The sequence below is a fragment of the Nesterenkonia sp. genome, from assembly GCF_029265375.1.
Classification (GTDB): domain Bacteria; phylum Actinomycetota; class Actinomycetes; order Actinomycetales; family Micrococcaceae; genus Nesterenkonia.
The window spans coordinates 39,574-59,832 of sequence record NZ_JAJUJJ010000003.1; the positions used below are offsets into that span (position 1 = coordinate 39,574).

Here is a 20,259-nt window from a genome sequence, read left to right on the forward strand (position 1 = left end):
GCAGGGGCAATGACAAGCCGAAAGCCCTATGAACAGTAGGTGGCACAGAGCCGGGTGCTCAGTCCACTTCGAAGGCTTCCGGCGGCGGGCAGGAGCACACCAGGTTCCTGTCACCGTGGGCGCCGTCGATCCGGCTGACCGGGGGGAAGTACTTGTCCTGCAGCAGCCCGGCCACCGGGAACGCGCCCTGCTGCCGCGGATAGGGACGCTCCCAGGTGTCACCGGCGACGACGGCGGCCGGGTGGGGCGCGTGCCGCAGCGGAGAGTCCTCGAGCGCGAACTCACCGTCGATGACCTGCTGGATCTCGGCCCGAATGGCGATCATCGCCTCGATGAACCGTTCGATCTCTGCCAAATCCTCGGACTCGGTCGGCTCGACCATGAGAGTGCCGGCCACCGGGAATGCCAGGGTCGGGGCGTGGAAGCCGTAGTCGATCAGCCGCTTGCAGACATCTTCGGCGGTGACGCCGGACTGTTTGGTCAGCTCGCGCAGATCCAGGATGCATTCGTGGGCGACCAGGCCGTTCTCCCCGGTGTAGAGGGTGGGGTAGTGCTCGGCCAGCCGTGCTGAGATGTAGTTGGCGCTCAGCAGGGCGTGGGCCGTGGCCCGGGTGAGCCCCTCGCTTCCGGTCATGGCGATATAGGCCCAGCTGATCGGCAGCACTCCGGCTGATCCGTAGCCGGTGGAGGTGATGGCAGGCACTGCGTGCTCGCCGCTGCCGCGTCCGGGCAGGAAGGGCGCCAGGTGCTCGGCCACCGCCACCGGTCCCACGCCGGGGCCTCCCCCGCCATGGGGGATGCAGAAGGTCTTGTGCAGGTTCAGGTGGGAGACGTCGCCGCCGAACTCGCCCGGCTGGGCCAGGCCCACCAGTGCGTTGAGGTTGGCGCCGTCGATGTAGACCTGCCCGCCGGCGTCGTGGATGCGGCCGCAGACCTCGCGCACATCCGATTCGTACACCCCGTGGGTAGAGGGGTAGGTGATCATGATCGCTGCGATCCGGCCCGGATGCTGCGCGATCTTGGCGTCCAGGTCCTCCAGGTCGATGGTGCCGTCCTCGGCGGTGGCCACCACGCTGACCTGCATGCCGGCCAGCACGGCCGAGGCCGCATTGGTTCCGTGGGCGCTGGCGGGGATCAGGCAGATGTCCCGATTCTCCTCACCGCGGGAGCGGTGGTACTGGCGGATGGCCAGCAGTCCGGCGTACTCCCCCTGCGAGCCGGCGTTGGGCTGGATGGAGACGGCGGCGTAGCCGGTGATCTCCGCCAGCCGATTCTCCAGGTCCTCGATCAGCCGCTGCCAGCCGCGGGTCTGGTGCTCCGGGGCGAAGGGGTGGATGGAGGCGAACTCCGGCCAGGAGATGGCCTCCATCTCCACTGCGGCGTTGAGCTTCATGGTGCAGGAGCCCAGCGGGATCATGGTCCGGTCCAGCGCCAGGTCGCGGTCGGCGAGTCGGCGCAGGTAGCGCATCATCTGGGTCTCCGAGCGGACCTGGTGGAAGATCGGGTGGGTCATGTATTCGCTGCGGCGCACCAGAGCCTCCGGGTAGGAGCGCTGCCCGGCAGGCTGTGTCCGGTTCAGCACTTCCACGCCCTCCTGTGCGGAGGAGGCCAGCCCGAAGGCGTCGAGCACGGCACCCAGGTGAGTCTCGGTGGTGGTCTCGTCCACGCTGATGCCCACCGTGGTCTCTTCCACCCGGCGCAGATTGATCCCGGACTGCTCGGCGGCGAAGATCACTGCCGCTGCCGTCTCAGAGGAGTCCATCTGGACCTGGACGGTGTCGAAGAAGCTCTCGCTCACCAGCCGGTGCCCGGCGCCGCTGAGCGCGACGGCCAGCCGGCGCGCCTGCTGGTGGACCTTCTCGGCAATGCTGCGCAGCCCGTCGGGGCCGTGGTAGACCCCGTACATGGAGGCGGCCACGGCCAGCAGGGCCTGGGCGGTGCAGATATTGGAGGTCGCCCGTTCGCGGCGGATGTGCTGCTCGCGGGTCTGCAGCGCCAACCGGTAGGCGGGTCGGCCCTCGGCGTCCTTGGAGACGCCCACCAGGCGGCCGGGCAGCTGCCGCTGCAGGCCGGATCGGACTGCCATATAGGCCGCGTGGGGGCCGCCGAAGAACAGCGGCACCCCGAAGCGCTGGCTGCTGCCCACTGCGATATCGGCTCCCTGCTCCCCGGGAGGGGTGATCAGCGTCAGCGCCAGCAGGTCGGCGGCCACTGTCACCAGGGCGCCGCGGTCCTTGGCTTCGGAGATGATGGCGGAGTGGTCGGCCACGGTCCCGGAGTTCCCCGGCTGCTGCAGCACCACGCCGCAGATCTCGCCTGCCGGCAGCCCGGCGCTGAGGTCGGTGAACTCCAGGTCGATCCCCACGGCCTCGGCCCGGCCGGTGAGGACCTCGCGGGTCTGCGGGAAGATGTCCTGGTCCACCACGATCTTCGCGTCGGCGAGCTTCTTATTGGCCCGGCGCATCAGCAGCATCGCTTCGGCAACCGCGGAGGCCTCATCCAGCAGTGAAGCGTTGGCGATCTCCAGCCCGGTCAGGTCAGCGACCATGGTCTGGAAGTTCAGCAGCGCCTCCAGGCGCCCCTGGGAGATCTCCGGCTGGTACGGGGTGTAGGCGGTGTACCAGGCGGGGTTCTCCAGGACGTTGCGCAGGATGACCGAGGGCGTATGGGTTCCGTAGAAGCCCTGGCCGATCATATGGGTGGCCACGGTGTTCTCCGCGGCCAGCTGACGCAGCTGCTGCAGCACCTGGTCCTCGGTCGCCGCCGGCGGCAGGTTCAGCGGCTCCGGCTGGCGGATGCTCTGCGGCAGCGCGGCGTCGACCAATGCGCTCAGGGAGTCGAAGCCCAGGGCCTCAAGCATTCTCTGCGCGTCCTGCCCGAGGGCTCCGATATGCCGGTCGACGAATGCGGCGGGCAGGGATCGGTCGGCGGTGAGCTGGGGTGCCGGGGTGTCGGCCATTGCGTGTTTCCTTCGCTGAGCAGGTGCTGGCATGGTGATCCTGGGCGAGGCGGTCACACCGCCTCGCGCTCCCCCGCTCTGTTTCGGACCTGAGAGATTCGCCGGGCGCGACGGCGCCAGCGGCTTGCACCTTGGGTGAGAGCCGCGTCTGCGGCTCTGCTTTCCAGAGTTGCCACCCCAGCGCGGTACAGGTGCCTGAGAGTTTGGTTCAGGGGAGAATCTTGCTCCTTCGGCGCCGGCCGGCTCAGCTGTGCTGGCCGCCGGTCTCTCCCGCGATGAGGACATGGCCGGTATTCAGTTGAGAACCATCTGGGTCCATTCTGCCAGAGCCGCCGAACGGGCTCGGCTGCTGCTCAGCGCCGGGAGATCCGCGCGTCGATGAGCACCAGCACCGCGACCACCGCGAAACCGGCGACGGCGACGCCGGCTGCCGCACCGAGCAGCTCGTCAGGGGGCAGCAGGCCGCGGTCCTCAGTCTGCCAGGGCCACAGCGCGCGCAGGGCTCCGAGCATCACACCGGCCAGCACGATCAGCGTCATCGCCGGATGATGATCCAGCAGCCACTTCAGCGCCTGCACAATGCTGACCACGCCCAGCAGCAGACCCAGGGCGAAGACGCCCAGATAGGCGAGGTCGAAGTCCCGGGCGGCTTGGATGGTGGGCTCGTAGAGACCGAAGGTCAGCAGCAGGAACGACCCGGAGAGCCCCGGCAGCAGCAGCGCGCACACGGCCACTGCGGCGGCGGGCAGGATGCTCCACCACTGCGGTTCGGTCTGGTTCGGCGGCAGCGAGACCAGCGCGAAGGTCACCGCTGCCGCGGCGGCGCCGGCGGCGAGGTGGCGGCCCCGGACCGTCGGGGCCATGCGCACCGGCACCGCGATGGAGGCCAGCACCATGCCGAAGAACACCGCCCGGGTCAGTTCGGGGTGGCTTTCGATCCAGTCGCCGATGAACTGCACGGCGGTGAACAGTCCGATCAGCATGCCGATCAGCACCGGCAGCACCACGCGCCAGTGCACTTCGCGCAGGTGCCGGCGGAATCCCGCCACCCGGTCGGGACCGGTGATCAGCTGCCGGAACGCGGCCACGACGGCTGAGGCTGAGCGGATCAGCTGGCTGTAGATCCCCACCACCAGGGCCACGGTGCCTCCGGAGACGCCTGGGACTGTTTCGACCACGCCGATCATCGCTCCGCGGACGACGTTTCCGGGCACTGAGGTGCGCCGGTCAGGCAGCGGGGCTTCGGTCTGCTGGTGCTGTGCGGAGGAAGGCTTCTGGCTCATCGGGGGCAAGCTTACGCGGTGCAGCTCAGTGCTCGGGTGTGAGGGTGTCCGGGTCGACGGCGAGGAACCGCACTTCCGCGCCCGGGGGCAGCTGGGCGGCCAGCCCCAGGTCCGCGCGGACCACCACCCCGATGACCGGATAGCCGCCGGTGACCGGGTGGTCGGCCAGGAAGAGAACCGGCTGTCCGGAGGGTGGAACCTGTATGGCCCCGCGCACCATCGGCTCGGACTCCAGCTGCTCGGTCCGGCTGAGCTCGATGCGCCCGGCCTCCTCCTCGCTCTGCAGCCGAAGGCCCACGCGGTCGGACTGCTGGCTGACCTGCCAGTCGGTGGTCTGCAGGCGGGTCAGTCCCGGGTTGCTGCCGCGAGTCCCGGCGAACCAGTCGTGGCGGGGCCCTGGGATGAAGCGCAGCGTGGTGACCCCGTCCGGCTCCGGCAGCGCCGTGCGGGCGACATCGGCGATGCCGACGAACCGTGAGGTCGCTCCGACCAGGCCGAACTCCTCTCCGGCCGAGACCGGCGCGGGCCCCAGGCCGGAGAGCGTGTCAGTGGCTGCGCTGCCCAGGCTGCGCACCGCGGCCAGCCCGCCGGAGACCGCCACATAGGAGCGGATGCCCCTGCTGGGACGGCCCAGGCGCAGGCGCTCACCGGGGAACATCCAGAACGGGGCGCGGGCCGGCACGCTGCGGCTGTGCTGCTGGGGGGTCTCCGGGCGGGCGGCACCGGTTCCGTGGAGTGCCATATTCGAGGTCTGCTGCTCCTGGTCGGTGAGGATCTCCGGCTCCACCTCGGCCCCGGTGACCGCCAGCACCAAGGTCTGCCGTGCAGTGAGCTGCAGACCCCCGTAGAGCACCTCGAGCACCGGTGCGGCGTCGTCGTTGCCCACCAGCTGATTCGCCTGGCGCGCCGCGGTGAGGTCCGCCGCCCCGGAGCGCGGCACGCCGAGGTCGCTGAAGCCGGGCCGTCCGGTGTCCTGCACCAGGGTCTGCACACCGGGATCGGTGACCTCCAGGGCGGGATCGGCTGCCGCAGCGGCGGCCCTGCGGCGCCCGGGGTCGGGTTCGGGGACGCTGATCGCTTCGCGGCGGGCGGTGTAGCGGACGGTGTCGCCGGGCCTGATCAGAGCCGGCTGGCTGCGGGATTCGTCCCACAGCTGGGCGTCGGTGAGTCCGATCAGCTGCCAGCCTCCGGGGCTGCTGCGCGGATATACGGCGGAGAACTCGCCGGCCAGGGCCACCGAGCCGGCCGGAACCCGGGTGCGCGGCTCGGCATGCCGCGGTACGGGGGCGACCCGGCTCCGTTTGGGGCGACGGCGGCGCAGCGTCTCCGCCGGGGCGCAGTAGGTGAAGCCTGGGGCGAAGCCGCCGAAGGCGCCCACCCACTCGGTGGAGGTGTGCCAGCGGATCAGCGCCTCTGCGCTGAGGCCCACCGCCTCGGCGGCCGCGTGGAGGTCCTCTCCGCCGTAGTGCACCGGGATCTCCACCTGCTCACCGGCACTCTCCGGGGCCGAACGGGTCTTGCGGCGGCGCAGGCTGCGAACGGCCGCGGCGGCGTCTCTGCGTGAGCGGAAGTCCAGCAGCAGGGTGCGGGAGGCGGCAACGGCTTCCCGCTGTCCCGGCAGCGGGTCTTCTATGAGTTCCCGGTGGACGGCGACCACTTCGGCCAGGGTGTTCAGCTCCAGCAGCAGGGCACGCTGGCCCACCCATCGCAGGGTCTCGGCCATCAGACGAAGCTCCGGATCTCAACGCCGCGCTCGTTCAGCCCAGCCTTCACTGCTCGGCTGATCTGCACTGCATCGGGGGTGTCTCCGTGCAGGCAGATGGTCTCCGCCCGGAGCGCGCGCATCGAGCCGTCTGCGGTCTGAACAGTTCCCTCCTCCACGAACTGCAGCACCTGCTGCACCACGGCTCCGGGGTCGGTGATCACCGCACCGGACTCAGAGCGGGAGACCAGCTCCCCGGCTGCTGTGTAGGCCCGGTCGGCGAAGACCTCCCCCACCACGGGCACGCCGAGGTCCTCGGCGCACTCGATGCCGGCCGAATCGGCTGTCTCGGCGGCGGCCTGCAGCACCAGCGGCACCTGCCGGCCCGCGGCCCGGGAGAACTCAGCCACTGCGGCTGCCACGGCTTGGGCGTGCGGGCGGTGGCTGCGGCAGGCGTGGTAGAGGGCGCCGTGCGGCTTCACGTACTGCACGGTGGTGCCGGCCGCTGCCGCACAGGCCTGCAGCGCCCCGATCTGATAGAGCACGTCGGCGGTGAGTTCCTGCCGGGAGGCGTCCAGGAAGCGGCGTCCGAATCCCGCCAGGTCCCGGTAGGCCACATGGGCGCCGACGGCCACACCGGCCGCCGCGGCCGCTGCTGCGGTGGCGCGCATGGTCACCGGGTCTCCGGCGTGGAATCCGCAAGCGATGTTGGCGCTGCTGACCTGCTGCAGAACAGCCTCGTCGTCGCCCATCGACCAGGGGCCGAAGCTCTCGCCGAGATCGGAGTTGAGGTCGATGTGTGCTCTGGTCGGCACCACGGCTCCCTAGATTGAGGCGGCATGTAAGAATCGATGTGTGGATCAGGATACTTCCCTCAAGGGCGCAGCGGCTGAAGGCAAGGAACGCCTGTTCACCAAGGATTTCGTCTTCGCCACCTTGATCAACCTGATCATCACCACCGGGTTCTTCACCCTGGTGACCGGTCTGGCGGTCTATGCCGCCACCGAGTTCGCCGCCGGGGAGACCGCCGCCGGATTCGCCGCGAGCGCATTCGTGGTCGGCGCGCTGGCGGCACGGTTCTTCGCCGGCAAGTATGTCAACACCCTGGGTCGCAAACGCATCCTGGTGATCTGTCTGCTGCTCTACACGGTGGCCGGCGTCGCCTACCTGTGGGTGGAGAGCTTCGAGCTGCTGATTCTGCTGCGCGTGGTGCACGGCATTTCGCTGGGATTCGGGCAGACGGCGCTGACCGCGGCGGTGTTCGACATCATTCCCAAATCGCGGCGTGGTGAGGGGTCCGGGTACTACCTGCTGGCCAACTCCCTGCCGCCGGCCATCGGTCCGCTGGCGGCGATCCAGCTCTCGGAACGCTACGGCTTTGAGACCATGTTCATCGCGGTGAGCATCATCTCCGCGGTCGCCTTCGGCCTAGCGGTGATGATGGACGTCCCGGAGGTGCGCCCGGTGGGAGCCCGCATGGTGGACCGGCTGCGGCTGCGTCCGCGGGACATCATTGAGCCGCGGGCCTTCTCCATTGCGCTGGTGGCAATGCTGATGGGTATCTGCTTCGCCTCGGTGATGACCTTCCTCAACGGGTTCGCCCGCGACCGGGGAATGGTCGACGCCGCCAGCATGTACTTTCTGGTCTACTCGGCCATGATGCTCATCACCCGTCTTTTCATGGGGAAGGTGCAGGACCGCTTCGGCGATAATGCGGTGCTCTACCCCACTCTGACGATCTTCATCGGTTCCATGGCGCTGCTGGCCTGGTCCCCCGGCCAATGGGCGATCATCCTTGCCGGGGTGGGGGCCGGATTCGGGTTCGGCGCGCTGATGCCCGCGCTGCAGGCGATCATCGCCTCCAAGCTGCCCACCCACCGGATCAGCATCGGAGTCTCCACCTTCTTCATCCTCATGGACAGCGGCTTCGGCTTCGCACCGCTGTTTCTGGGGCCGTTCGTGGAGGCCTGGGGCTACCAGATGATGTACGCCGCCTGCACCGCGGTGGTGGTGCTCACCGTGGGCGTCTATTGGGCGGTGCACGGCCGGTTCTCCGTCAAACAGGGTGTGGCTCGCCGCAGGTCCGACCGGTGGGTCAGCGATGCCACCGGCGTCATGCCTCGGGTGGGCCCTCCGGCAGCTGGTCGGGAGCGTGGGCGCTGAGGAACTCATAGACCTCAGTGGTGTCCACCCCCGGGAACGCGCCCTGCGGCATCGCCGCCAGCAGGTGAGTATTGGCCCGAGCCGCCGGCCACGCCATCCCCTCCCACTGCTGGGCAAGCTCCGGCGGCGGGGTGCGGCAGCAGCTGGGATCATCCGGACAGCGCGAGACCGAACGGCTGGTGGTGTCCCGGCCGCGGAACCACTTGGCATGCTCGAACGGGACTCCGATGGACAGCGAGTAGATCCCCGAGGAGTGGCCCTCGGTGCGTGCTGTGCACCAGTAGGTGCCAGACGGGGTGTCTGTGTACTGGTGGAAGGAGCGGAACCGGTCTTCGACGTCGAAGACCTGCCGTGAGGTCCACTCCCGGCACACCGGCTGGCCTTCGATCGCCCCGGAGTGGTCAGTGGGGAAGCTGACGCCGTCGTTCTCATAGGCCTTGTGGATGATCCCTGATTCGTGGACCTTCTGGAAGTGGCAGGTGATCCCCAGATGCTCGGTGGCCAGATTGGTGAACCGGTGCGCGGCTGACTCATAGGAGACGGCATAGGCATCGCGCAGGTCCTCAATGGCCAGCTCTTTGGCGCTCTGAGCGGCGGAGAGGTACTGCACTGCCGTGCGCTGGGGCATCAGCAGGGCGGCGGCGAAGTAGTTGGTGTAGACCCGCTGGCGCAGGAACTCTGAGTAGTCCTGCGGCTCGGTGTGGCCCAGCACATAGTGCCCCAAAGCCTGCAGCAGCACGGAACGGTCGTCCCAGTCCCGGGTGCGCCCCTGGGTGAGGTAGACGATCCGGTGGCGCTGGTCAGTGACCGAGCGGGTGGAGTTGGGCAGGTTCGGTACGAACCGCAGACTGAATCCCAGGTGCTCGGCGATATCGGCGGCCACGTGGTGGCTCAGCGGACCGGATTCGTGGCCGACGGCGGAGAGTATCTTCTCCGCCTCCGCTTCGATCTCCGGATAGTAGTTGTTCCGCGAGCGCATCTCCTCGCGCAGCTCGGTATTGGCCCGGCGGGCCTCCTCCGGGGTGGCCGCCTGCTCCTCCAAGCGTCGGGTGAGCTCACGCTGCAGGGCAACCAGGGATTCCAGGACATCCATGGGCAGGCGGTTGGAGACCCGCACAGTGGGCAGCCCCAGGGCTGCGTAGAGCGGACCGCGCTGGGTCTTCTCCAGTTCGATCTCCAAAGCGGCGCGTTTGGAGGGAGGCTCTGCACCGAAGAGGTCATCGAGACTCACCTCGAACGTGGCTGCCAGCTGCTGCAGCTGGGACAGCTTGGGTTCGCGGCGCCCGTTCTCCAGCAGCGACAGCTGTGAGGGCGAGGTGCCGACGGCGGCCGCCAGATCATCCAGGGTCATGCGGCGCTTCTTGCGCAGGTGGCGGACGCGGCGTCCCAGGGCGATGAGGTCGATGCCGGAGTCGCTCTCCGAACGCGCTGGTCCAGCCCCTGCAGCACGGTGGGCGGCAGCGGGTCGGGAGGCAGCGTGTGCGTGCTTCGTTGCGCGCATGGAGTTCAGTGTAGGGCAGGACGGGAGGCGGCGCGGACGGTCCCGCCGCAATGCATATTGCCGCAGTTGATATCGCAAACACCGGGGTTTGATAGTTTGTCTCTTGACGATCACGCGCACGAGGGAGTTTCAGAGGGGTGCCCGAGAATACGAATAGGTCAGGATCCGCAGTCAGTGTGCGGAATGTCTATAAGGCATTCGGCAGACGACCCGAGACAATTGTGCGCAGGCTCAAAGAGGGGGCCGAGCGCGAGGAGCTGACCTCCCTGGGGACTGCGGCGGTCATCGACGCCAGTTTTGAGGTGGCTCAGGGCGAGATCTTTGTGGTGATGGGACTCTCCGGCTCCGGGAAGTCCACCTTGATTCGCACGCTGAACGGCATTCAGCCGGCCACCGACGGCACTGTGGAGATTTTCGGTGAGGACATCACCGCAGCGGGCCCCCGTCAGCTGCGTCGCATCCGCCGGGAGAAGATCTCCATGGTCTTCCAGCACTTTGCGCTGATGCCCCACCGCACTGTGGGCCAGAACGCCGCCTACGCTCTGGAGGTCCGAGGAGTCAATCGCGTCGACCGGGAGCAGAAGGCCGCAGAGGCATTGGAGCTGGTCGGGCTCAAAGGATATGCCGACTACCGCCCCCATGAGCTCTCCGGAGGGATGCGCCAGCGAGTAGGTCTGGCCCGCGCCCTGGCTGCCGAGACTGAGCTGCTGCTCATGGACGAAGCGTTCTCCGCCCTGGATCCGCTGATCCGCAAGGAGATGCAGGACCAGCTTCTGGAGCTGCAGCTCGAACTGGGCAAGACCATCGTGTTCATCACCCACGACCTCAATGAGGCGATGCGCCTGGGCAGCCGGATCGCAGTGATGCGCGACGGCCGGATAGTGCAGAACGGCACAACCGAGGAGATCCTCAACGATCCCGCCAATGACTATGTGGCCCAGTTCATCCAGGATGTGGACCGCACCCGGGTGCTCACTGCCGGGGACGTCAAGGAGCCGCCGGTGGCGGTGCTCGGCGCAGGGCAGGGGCCACGGGCTGCCCACCGTCTGATGCGTGAGCATCAGAGCAGCGCCCTGTGCGTGGTGGACCAGTCCAGGCGGCTGCAGGGTGTGGTGTATGAGGACGACGCCGCCGAGGCCGTGGCTGCGGGGAAGGACACCCTGGCCGGAATCATCCGTCCGATGCCCACTACGGCGCCGACCACCATCCTTGCGGATCTGCTCCATGCGGCCGCGGAGCACGCCGCCGGGGTGGCCGTGGTGGATGAGGCTGGACGCCTGCAGGGCGTGATCCCGCGGGTGACACTGCTCAGCGCCTTGGCTGACCCCAGCACCGACGCCGTCCAGACCGTCCCCGAGGAGGTGACCCCATGAGCGCCCGCACCCCCTTCGCTGCGGAGGAGACCGAAGGCGCCGGCATCCCCCGGTTGGACGTCGGCCTATGGCTGGAAGAGGGCTTCGACTGGTTCCAGGAGACCTTCGCCCAGCTCATCGCGTGGTTCGACTACGCTTTCACCACCACCTCCCAGGGGTTGGCAGATATCTTGGCCGGCCCGGACGCCCTCATCCTCACCGTGATCCTTGCGGCGATCGCTTGGCTGATGCGTGACTGGAAGTTGGCTCTGCTGACCGTGCCGCTGATGCTGTTCATCGTCGCGGTGGACCTCTGGGAGGAGGCCCTGGAGACCCTGGCGCTGGTCGCAGTGGCGGCCATCGTGGCCCTTCTCATCGCGATCCCGCTGGGAATTCTTGCGGCGAAGTCCCGTGCAGTCTCAAGCGCCGTCAGACCGGTCCTGGACCTGATGCAGACGATGCCGGCGTTGGTCTGGCTGATCCCGACGATGGCCATGTTCGGCCTGGGCATGCCCGCCGGCATCACGGCTACCATCATCTTCGCCCTCCCGCCGGGTGTCCGGTTCACCGAGCTGGCGATCCGCCAGGTGGACTCCGAAGTGGTGGAGGCCGGACATGCGTTCGGGGCCGGGCAATGGCAGATTCTGTTCCGCATCCAGCTGCCGCTGGCGACCAAAACCATCATGGCCGGCGTCAACCAGGTCATTATGCTGGCGCTCTCTATGGCCGTCTTCGGCGGGTTCGTCGGAGCCGGCGGCCTGGGCAATGAGGTCAGCGCCGCCATCAACACTCTGGACCTGGGGCGGGGGCTGGAAGCTGGCCTCTGCGTGGTCATGCTGGCCATCTACCTCGACCGCGTCACTGCCGCGCTGGGCTCCCTGGAGGGAAGCACACTGAGCCGGCTGCTCCGGCGCCGTCCCAAAGCTGCCGGCCAGCCCGGCGAAGGGACTGAGGCTGCTGCGGCGAGCACCAAGACCGGCTGATTGACCTGCCCGCCCCGGCGGCGGGATATGTATCAGAGAAGTTCGCACCATTGAGAAAGGAATGAGGAGATCATGCATACCTCATCGACATTCGTGAAATCGGCTGCAGTCCTCTCCGTGCTCGGCCTGACCCTGGTCGGCTGCGGGGATGACAGCGGCACTGAGGACGACGCCGGCGAGGCCGGCGGCGGCGGCGAGGGCGGCACCATCACCCTCGGCTACATCGACGGCTGGACCGACGGTTCCTCCACCACCTACCTCTGGCAGCACATTCTTCAGGAGCAGGGCTACGAGGTGGAGATTGAGGCCCTCGGCGACGCCGCCCCGGTCTACCAGGGTCTGGCCGATGGGGACATCGACGTCTACCCCTCTGCCTGGCTGCCGGCGACCCACCAGTCCTACATGGACGAGCACGGCGATGCTCTCGAGGACCTCGGCGCCTACTATGAGGGCGCGGTGCTGACTCTGGCTGTGCCCGAATACACCGAGGTCGACTCCATCCCTGAGCTGCTGGATGACCCGGCGGCCTTCGACAATCAGGTGGTCGGCATCGAGGCGGGTGCGGGCCACATGGACGTCACCGCCAACACGGTCTTTCCGGGATACGGCCTGGATGAGGAGTTCGAGCTGATCGAGTCCTCCACTGCGGCTATGCTCTCCGAACTCGACAATGCCGTCTCCGCCGAGGAGGACATTGTCGTCACGCTGTGGCGCCCCTTCTGGGCCTACGGCCAGTGGGATCTGAAGGACCTGGAGGACCCGGAGGGTCTCCTGGGCGAGGAGGAGACCCTGAACCTCATCGCCAACGCTGACTTCAGCGAGGAGTTCCCCGAGGTTGCTCAGTGGATGAGCGACTTCGAGCTCACCGATGAGCAGTACGCCGAGCTTGAGGATCTGGTGGTCAACGAGTACGACGACGGCCCGGAGGGCGCCGTTGAGTGGGCCGAGAACAACCAGGACTTCATTGATGAACTTGTCGGCTGATCCTCAGCTGCGCTGAGGGCCGTACGCAGCACTGTGCCCCCGAGGAGCTCAAAGGGCTCCCGGGGGCACAGTCGTCTCTGCCCGCGCTGGGGCGCGGTCAGGCCGCCTGCTCCAGCTGCCGGGCTAACGGCTTCTGCTGCTGTCCGGCAGGCGGGGTGCGCGGGACCAGGACCGCTTCGGTCTCATCCTGGGCGTCCTCCTCATCAGCCTCCGGGCACCGGGGGGCCAGGTGGATCGCGCGGATGGTTCCGAAGGGCAGATCCTTCATCTCCTCGGCGGCGGCAAAGAGGTCCTGCCACAGCTCCAGCTCCGCCTCGGTCTCCAGCCCGAGCAGAGAGATGAAGGGGGCTCTGCCCTGGTGCAGCAGCCGGCGCGCACTGGAGTGGATGTGCAGGCCGAAGTCGACGATCCCCGCAGAGAGCGGCGCCTCGCCGCAGCGGATCCGCGGCTCTTCAGCGCCCAGCGCCCGGGGGGTGATGAACGGCGCGGGCTCCTGCTCCAGGTGGCGCTCCATGAGCTGCCGCCACGTGCCGGACGCGGCTGCCGGGGAGGCTTGGGCATTTCGCTGGGCGTCCTCGTCGCTGCGCAGCTGCTCAGCGCGGTCTCCGAACCGGCGGTGCAGGGCGGAGAGGAACTCCAGGGCCTCGGCGGTGCAGACTTCCTTCTCACGCGGGGTCGGCGGTCCGGTGAGGGTCAGTCCGTTGATCGTGATCTGCTGGTCGGTGCTCATGGTGTGACTCCTTTGTCAGGTCCGGGTGGGTGGGCGGCTCAGTGGAACTGGCCCTCTTCGGTGGAGCCCTTCAGGGCCACGGTGGAGGACTCGGGGTTCAGGGTGGTGGAGACGGCGTCGAAGTAGCCGGTGCCCACCTCCCGCTGGTGCTTGGTGGCGGTGTAGCCGGCCGCCTCGGCGGCGAACTCCTTCTCCTGCAGCTCCACATAAGCCTTCATCTGTTCGGCCTGGTAGCCCCGGGCCAGATCGAACATGGAGTAGTTCAGCGCGTGGAAGCCGGCCAGGGTGATGAACTGGAAGGTGAAGCCCATCGCACCCAGCTCCCGCTGGAATCTCGCGATGGTGTCGTCGTCCAAGTGCTTCTTCCAGTTGAAGGAGGGCGAGCAGTTGTAGGCGAGCATCTGGTCAGGATGCTCAGCCTTGACCGCCTCGGCGAACTGCCGAGCCGTCTCCAGATCGGGTGTGCCGGTCTCCATCCAGATCAGGTCGGAGTAGGGGGCGTAGGCCTTGGCCCGGGCGATGCAGGGCTCGATGCCGTTTCGCACCTTGTAGAAGCCCTCGGCTGTCCGCTCACCGGTGATGAACTCGCGGTCCCGCTCGTCCACGTCGGAGGTGATCAGGGTGGCGGCCTCCGCGTCGGTGCGGGCGATGATCACGCTGGGCACCTGGTGGACATCGGCGGCCAGTCGGGCGGCCTGCAGGGTGCGAATGTGGTGCCCGGTGGGGACCAGCACCTTGCCGCCCAGGTGGCCGCACTTCTTCTCCGAGGCCAGCTGGTCCTCCCAGTGGACCCCTGCGGCGCCGGAGGCGATCATCTGCTTCATCAGCTCATAGGCGTTCAGCGGCCCGCCGAAGCCGGCCTCCGCGTCGGCGACGATCGGCACCAGCCAGTCCTCCACGCTCCGGCGGCCCTCCAGGTACTCGATCTGATCGGCCCGCAGCAGCGCGTTGTTGATGCGGCGGACCACATGGGGCACGGAGTTGGCCGGATAGAGCGACTGGTCCGGGTAGGTCTGTCCGGCCAGATTGGCGTCGCCGGCCACCTGCCAGCCGGAGAGGTAGATGGCCCGCAGCCCGGCTTTGACCTGCTGGACCGCCTGGTTCCCGGTCAGCGCACCCAGGGCGTTGGTGAACCGCCCTGTGCGGCCATCCTCCTGCAGCTGCTCCCACAGCTTTCGCGCCCCGCGGTCGGCCAGGGTGAACTCCTCCTGGACGGTGCCGCGCAGCCGCACCACCTCTTCGGCGGAGTAGTCGCGCCGGGTGTGGGCCCATCGGGGGTCGGTGTCCCATGCGCGCTGCAGCGCCTGGACCTTCTCCTCGAACACATCGCGGGTCTCCGGCTGCCCCGCCTCCGGGGGCTGGGATGTCTGCTGGGGGGCCAGTGTCTCGGTCATGGGAATCTCCTTCGGTATGGTGTCCGCGTTTTTGGGGACATTCCCAGTTTTCGGGCCGCACAACCGGCTCTCCAAGCCTTTCTGCGCGAAAGATCTGCAGTTCTTCGCAGAATCGCAAGAATTGCAGAAAGCGGAGTTCTACACGGTGTAGAACAGATCGGTAGACTGGTGCCAGCACCGTGACCCGGCCACCGAAGGAGCGCCATGACCACTGACTATTCCTCCAGCCCCATGCCGAAGCTGACCTTCGCCACCGGCGGTGTCCTCGTGGCCGTCGGTGTGATCGGCTACCTGGCCTCCCTGGTCGGCGGTGCCGACAGCTGGACGGCGCTGATCCCTGCGATCATCGGCGTGCTGCTGCTGGTCAGCGGCTGGATCGCGCGGAAGAACCTGATGGCCGGGATCCACATTGCCCTGCTGATCGCGCTGATCGGGGCGCTGGGCATGTTCATGCCGCTGCAGAGCCTCGGCGCACTCTTCGCCGGCGAGGCTGAGCGACCCGGTGCTGTGATCTCTGCGCTGGTCTCGCTGATCGTGCTGGTGATCTACCTGATCCTGGGCGTGCGCAGCTTCTTGGCTGCCCGCCGCTGGAAGAAGGCCTGAGTCTTCAGCCGGACGGCTCCGGCACACACTGCAGCTGCGGGGAGAACATCCCGGCGCCGGCGGCCTCGGCCTGCTCCCAGGCCTGCTGAATATCCTCCAGAAACCGGTCATTGGGCGCCGCGTAGTACGGCTCGGCCCAACCCTCGCGGGCCAGCTGCTCATTGACGAAGGTCTCCTCCGCGAACACTGCGGCCAGCAGCCGGCCGTAGTGGTCTCGGGTCTCGGCGTCGAACTCAAGCACCACTGAATCTCCGGGCTGCAGCAGCTCCCCCAGCCGTTCGGCCGCCTCCGGCCCTCCGCATTCCACCTCCCGGTCGGGGTGCACCGACTCAGGGGTGTCGATGTTCAGCAGGCGCACCCGCTCCTGCTCGCCGTGAAGGTCCACCACCAGCGTGTCGCCGTCTACCACGCGCACCACAGTGGCCTCCGCTGCGTCCACGGCGCCGCCGTCGGGGCCCTGAGCGTCACGATGCTCAAGCCAGCCCAGAACCACGCCCAGCAGAATCGCCACGGCCACCACGGCCGCCCACGCCAGCACAGCACGGCGGCTGCGGAAGCGTGGACGGCGGCGGGGCATGGCGGCTGGGCTGGTCGGGTCGGCTCAGATCACTTCTTCAGCGCGTCGGCCACATCCTGCAGCAGCTGCGGGATGTCATCACGGCCGGTGACTGCCTCGATGAAGACCAGCTTCTCCCGGTGGGCCATAGCGTCCCGGCAGGCCTGGAGCAGCTCTGCCTCTGTGGCGGCCCGGCGGTAGATGTAGTCCTCCTCGCCGGCGCCGAAGAACTGCGGGGCAAGCTCCCAGCGCCATGGCGCAATGTCGTTGTAGGGCTGATCGGGGCCGTGGATGGCCCGCTCCACCGTGTACCCGTCATTGTTGACCAGCACGACGACGGCTGGCAGCTTCTCACGGACGAAGACTCCCAGCTCTTGGATGGTCAGCTGGGCCGAGCCGTCTCCGATCAGCAGCACCGGCCTACGGGACCGGTCGGCCAGCCCCGCGCCGAGGATCGCCGGCAGCGTGTATCCGATGGAGCCCCACATGGGCTGACCGATGAACGTCGACTTCGCCGGGAAGCGGTGGGTGGCCATGCCGAAGTAGCTGGTGCCCTGGTCTGCGGCCACAATATTGGCCGACTCCAGCTGGGTGGCCAGGATCTCCCAGAGCGCGTTCTGCCCCAGCGGTCCCTCCCCCGGCTCTCCGGGGAGCTGGGCGGCCGGGGCTTCACTGGCCGGCATCGGCACCACGGCCTGGCCGCCATCGGCGCTGCGCAGCTCAGCCACCACCCGGTCGATGACCTCCAGGGCGGCTTCCAGGGAGATGGGGGTGAAGACCTCGCCGGCCACCCGTGCCTCGAACCGGGAGATCTCCACCAGGTTGGCCGGCTGCAGATCCATGGAGAAGCCGGCGGTGGTGTTGTCGGTGTACTCCACACCCAGGGTGATCAGCGCCTCGGCGCCTTCAATGGCCTCGCGCACGTGCTGCTGGGAGGCCGCTCCTGCGTAGATGCCCACAAAGTTCTCATCGGACTCGTCCACCAGGGTCTTTCCCCAGGCCAGGGTCGCAAACGGAAGCTCAGCGGACTTCAGGAAGCTGTTGAGCCGATCTGCGGCGCCCAACCGGTGCACCAGCAGATCTGCCAGCACGGCGGTGCGCCTGCCGGGCAGAAAGCGGCGCAGGGCGTCCTCGAAGGCTTCCTCGGCGCCGGGGGTGGTCACCGGCAGGTCAGTCTGCAGCAGCGCAGACGGTCGGTAGGCCGGCACCTGCGCCACATCGTGGGCGAGCATCAGATAGCCGGGCTTGCGGCGGAAGACGACCTCGCGCAGCACCCGGTCGATCTCCCAGGTGGCGGTGGCGGCGTCGAGGTCGGCGTGGGCGCAGGTGACCTCCTGGGCCATGCGCAGGAAGTGCTTGAAGTCGCCGTCGCCCAGGGAGTGGTGGATCTTCCGGCCCGATGCCTGGGTCTCCTTCGGCGGGGCCCCGACGATCTGCACCACGGGCACGGACTCGGCGTAGGAGCCGGCCAGCGCGTTGATGGCGGAGAGCTCGCCGACGCCGTAGGTGGTCAGGAAGGCGCCGATCCCGCGGATGCGCCCGTAGCCGTCGGCGGAGTAGCCGGCGTTGAGCTCGTTGGCCGAGCCCACCCAGCGGATGGTGTCATGGTCGACCACGTGGTCGAGGAAGTGCAGATTGAAGTCACCGGGGACTCCGAACATCTCGGTCAGGCCCAGCTCGGCCAGCCGGTCCAGCAGATAGTCGCCGATGGTGTAGGTGTTCTCGGACATCAGGGGTCGCCTTCCGATCAGTGCACGGCCAGCCTTGTGAGCCGGCTCAGCGCGAAGTGGGTGTGCGGCTGCCGTCGGTGACCATTCTTACCCACGGAGCGGATCCTCGCTGCCTGAGCACCTGAGCGGCCACCTGAATCCCGGCGCATGCGGGCCCCGGGCGCGAAAGAGCCCCACGCGCACCTGCCAGAGCCCACCTACCCTTGCTACCTTCCGGTCCTGGGGGAGTTCAGCAGGATGACACCACGCGTGGGGCCAGGCTCCATGGTATCCCGCACGCCCGCTGCTTGGCGAACCGGGGCCGGCCCCGCCGCCGCGCACCGGGGAACCGCCGGCGTAGGATGGCTGCAATGTCACAGACCAGCAGCCCGCCCCGCACCCAGTCCGCAGACCCAGCACCCACCCACCCCCTGGTCAATCTGCGTGACCTGGGCGGGATCCGCGTCTCCACCGGCCGGCTGCGGCCTCAGCGGCTGTGGCGCGCTGACGACCCCAGCCTCTCCCCCGCCCCGGAGATCCGCTCGCTGGCCGAGCAGGGGCTGACTGCGGTGCTGGATCTGCGCTCCACCGGCGAAGTCGCCGCCTCCCCGCACTCCCGGGCCGCGGAGCTGGGCCTGCGCCACCACCACCTGCCGCTGGCCGAGACGGCGGTCCACCCGCTGGCGCTGGTGCGTGCAGCCCCGGAGGTGAAGTCACCTGCCGACGTGGGCCGCTGGTACGCATCACTGGTGCGCAGCCACCTGCACGAGGTGGTCGACGCGCTGCGGCTCATCGGCCAGGCCGACGGCGGTGTACTCTTCCACTGCGCCGCAGGAAAGGACCGCACCGGGATCCTGGCCGCCGTGGTGCTCACGCTGCTCGGCGTCGACCGGGCCGAGGTTGTGGCCGACTACGCGGCCACTGAGCAGAATCTGCCGGCCATCTTCACCCGGCTGCGACTGGCTCCCTACTCGAAGCCGGGCACAGCCGATAACGACGACGCCCGGCGGGCTGCCGAGTTCTTCTCCAGCGGACATCCGCTGCTGGGGGCTGAGGCCGATTCCATGGACTCGATGCTCACCGAGCTCGGCGGCGAGCCCGGGCTGCTGGACCTCATCGCCTCCCAGGCGGAGCCGGACAGCGTCGTCGGCGCACTTCACCGCAGACTGGTGGACTGAACTGGCCCCCGGCCGGACCCGGCGCGGCGCCCGGCGCTTGGACTCCGGCTGCAGCGGATGTGCATCCACGGCCAGACGTCAGCTAGGATGTAGTCTGCTCATTCGCCGAGCATCGGCGGAGCGAGCAGACAGGTGCGGTGTCCGAGCGGCCGAAGGAGCAACGCTGGAATCGTTGTGTAGGGCAACCCCCTACCGTGGGTTCAAATCCCACCCGCACCGCAGATTCATAGGGCGGGCCCCGGACTCCGGTTCGGGGCCTGACCCATATGGAGGGGACCTATGATCAGCCGCAGCGGCGCCGACCTGATCATCCACGCCGATAACGCCGACGTGCTCCCCCGCCTGCCGGAGGCTGCCTTTCAGCTGATCTATATCGACCCGCCGTTCAACACCGGGATCCTCCAGCAGCGACGCACACTGCGCAAGTCTCCCGACGGCGGCGAGTCCCGGTCCGGCTTCCGCGGAGGGCAGTACACCGCGCAGGAGACCCGGCGGGTCAGCTACGCGGACGCATACGACGACTACCTGGAGTTCATCGCCCCGAAGCTGGAGCAGGCCCACCGCCTGCTGCACGCCACCGGCACACTCTACTTCCACATCGACTACCGCGAGTCTCACTACTGCAAGGTGCTGCTGGACAGCATCTTCGGCCGGGAGAACTTCCTCAATGAGATCATCTGGGCCTATGACTACGGCGGCCGCGCCAAGGACCGCTGGCCGGCCAAGCATGACACCATCCTGGTCTACACCAAGACCGCCAAGGGCCACTACTTCAACCAGGATGCGGTGGACCGCATCCCCTATATGGCCCCTGAACTGGTCAGCCCGGAGAAGGCTGCGTACGGCAAGCTGCCCACTGACGTGTGGTGGCACACCATCGTGACCACCAACGGACGGGAGAAGACCGGCTACCCCCACCAGAAGCCGGAGGGGATCCTGCGCCGCATCCTGCAGGCCTCCTCCGCGCCGGGCGACTAGGTGCTGGACTTCTTCGCCGGAAGCGGCACCACCGCGGCGGTCGCCCAGCAGCTTCACCGGCGCTTCGTGATGGTGGACCACAATGCCGAGGCCATCGCCACGATGCGCCGTCAGCTGGACGAGCAGAACGTGGAATTCCTGGACGCCAGCGGTGATCGGCTGTCCGGCGAGCCGTGACTGCCCT

The 20,259-nt window shown here is 68.2% G+C and carries 15 protein-coding genes, 1 tRNA gene, 1 other RNA gene, 1 pseudogene and 1 riboswitch; of the genes and pseudogenes, 8 read left to right on the plus strand and 10 right to left on the minus strand.

All coding sequences use genetic code 11. The features are described from left to right. Positions 1-58 precede the first annotated feature (58 nt). From gcvP to Q1K09_RS01875, 4 genes are all read right to left on the minus strand, one after another. Positions 59-2,959, minus strand: coding sequence for an aminomethyl-transferring glycine dehydrogenase (gene gcvP, locus Q1K09_RS01860; protein WP_300342719.1), 2,901 nt, complete (start codon positions 2,957-2,959; stop codon positions 59-61). A gap of 173 nt (positions 2,960-3,132) precedes the next feature. After that, a riboswitch (glycine riboswitch) is annotated at positions 3,133-3,242 on the minus strand. Positions 3,243-3,312: 70 nt separating this feature from the next. After that, positions 3,313-4,242, minus strand: a complete 930-nt coding sequence (locus Q1K09_RS01865; protein ID WP_300342720.1) for a DUF368 domain-containing protein — start codon at positions 4,240-4,242, stop codon at positions 3,313-3,315. Positions 4,243-4,267: 25 nt separating this feature from the next. Further along, entirely contained in the window at positions 4,268-5,965 is a 1,698-nt protein-coding gene (locus Q1K09_RS01870) for a carboxyltransferase domain-containing protein (protein WP_300342722.1), read from the minus strand. Continuing rightward, the gene (locus tag Q1K09_RS01875) at positions 5,965-6,759 is read right to left on the minus strand and encodes a 5-oxoprolinase subunit PxpA (protein WP_300342723.1); all 795 of its coding nucleotides are present in this window, start codon (positions 6,757-6,759) and stop codon (positions 5,965-5,967) included. Before Q1K09_RS01875 ends, Q1K09_RS01870 begins: the two co-directional genes overlap by 1 nt. A gap of 40 nt (positions 6,760-6,799) precedes the next feature. Here Q1K09_RS01875 and Q1K09_RS01880 point away from each other — a divergent pair, with 40 nt between their 5' ends. Continuing rightward, positions 6,800-8,107: an MFS transporter gene (locus tag Q1K09_RS01880; protein WP_300342725.1), complete on the plus strand. Its 1,308-nt coding sequence runs from the start codon at positions 6,800-6,802 to the stop codon at positions 8,105-8,107. Here the strand turns inward: Q1K09_RS01880 and Q1K09_RS01885 are convergent. Beyond that, a complete protein-coding gene (locus Q1K09_RS01885; protein ID WP_300342727.1) occupies positions 8,058-9,608 on the minus strand; it encodes a helix-turn-helix domain-containing protein in 1,551 nt (516 codons plus the stop codon). The genes Q1K09_RS01880 and Q1K09_RS01885 overlap by 50 nt on opposite strands. Positions 9,609-9,784: 176 nt before the next feature. Here Q1K09_RS01885 and Q1K09_RS01890 point away from each other — a divergent pair, with 176 nt between their 5' ends. From Q1K09_RS01890 to Q1K09_RS01900, 3 genes are all read left to right on the plus strand, one after another. Continuing rightward, positions 9,785-10,981 carry a betaine/proline/choline family ABC transporter ATP-binding protein gene (locus Q1K09_RS01890; RefSeq protein ID WP_300342728.1) on the plus strand — a complete coding sequence of 399 codons (1,197 nt, stop codon included), beginning with the start codon at positions 9,785-9,787 and terminating at the stop codon, positions 10,979-10,981. Beyond that, positions 10,978-11,943, plus strand: coding sequence for an ABC transporter permease subunit (locus Q1K09_RS01895; protein ID WP_300342730.1), 966 nt, complete (start codon positions 10,978-10,980; stop codon positions 11,941-11,943). Before Q1K09_RS01890 ends, Q1K09_RS01895 begins: the two co-directional genes overlap by 4 nt. A 72-nt stretch (positions 11,944-12,015) precedes the next feature. Then, a complete protein-coding gene (locus Q1K09_RS01900) occupies positions 12,016-12,927 on the plus strand; it encodes a glycine betaine ABC transporter substrate-binding protein (protein ID WP_300342732.1) in 912 nt (303 codons plus the stop codon). A 97-nt stretch (positions 12,928-13,024) separates the two neighbouring features. Here Q1K09_RS01900 and Q1K09_RS01905 read toward each other — a convergent pair whose 3' ends face one another. After that, entirely contained in the window at positions 13,025-13,657 is a 633-nt protein-coding gene (locus Q1K09_RS01905; RefSeq protein WP_300342733.1) for a hypothetical protein, read from the minus strand. Between the two features lie 38 nt (positions 13,658-13,695). Continuing rightward, entirely contained in the window at positions 13,696-15,051 is a 1,356-nt protein-coding gene (gene aceA / locus Q1K09_RS01910; RefSeq protein ID WP_300342735.1) for an isocitrate lyase, read from the minus strand. Between the two features lie 204 nt (positions 15,052-15,255). Between aceA and Q1K09_RS01915 the strand changes: the two genes are divergently transcribed. Next, entirely contained in the window at positions 15,256-15,654 is a 399-nt protein-coding gene (locus Q1K09_RS01915; protein ID WP_300342737.1) for a hypothetical protein, read from the plus strand. Between the two features lie 4 nt (positions 15,655-15,658). Here Q1K09_RS01915 and Q1K09_RS01920 read toward each other — a convergent pair whose 3' ends face one another. The 3 genes from Q1K09_RS01920 to ffs all read right to left on the minus strand — a co-directional run bounded on the left by Q1K09_RS01920 (position 15,659) and on the right by ffs (position 18,200). Next, a complete protein-coding gene (locus tag Q1K09_RS01920) occupies positions 15,659-16,231 on the minus strand; it encodes a thermonuclease family protein (RefSeq protein ID WP_300342738.1) in 573 nt (190 codons plus the stop codon). A gap of 29 nt (positions 16,232-16,260) precedes the next feature. Next, entirely contained in the window at positions 16,261-17,940 is a 1,680-nt protein-coding gene (locus Q1K09_RS01925; protein ID WP_300342739.1) for a thiamine pyrophosphate-binding protein, read from the minus strand. A gap of 163 nt (positions 17,941-18,103) precedes the next feature. Continuing rightward, an RNA gene (gene ffs, locus Q1K09_RS01930) (signal recognition particle sRNA small type) lies at positions 18,104-18,200 on the minus strand. A gap of 90 nt (positions 18,201-18,290) precedes the next feature. Between ffs and Q1K09_RS01935 the strand changes: the two genes are divergently transcribed. The 3 genes and pseudogenes from Q1K09_RS01935 (at position 18,291) to Q1K09_RS01945 (ending at position 20,252) form a co-directional block, all read left to right on the plus strand. Continuing rightward, positions 18,291-19,097, plus strand: coding sequence for a tyrosine-protein phosphatase (locus Q1K09_RS01935; RefSeq protein ID WP_300342741.1), 807 nt, complete (start codon positions 18,291-18,293; stop codon positions 19,095-19,097). 131 nt (positions 19,098-19,228) lie between these two features. Continuing rightward, positions 19,229-19,316, plus strand: a tRNA-Ser gene (locus Q1K09_RS01940). Between the two features lie 60 nt (positions 19,317-19,376). After that, positions 19,377-20,252 (plus strand): annotated as a pseudogene (locus Q1K09_RS01945) (site-specific DNA-methyltransferase). Positions 20,253-20,259: the final 7 nt, after the last annotated feature.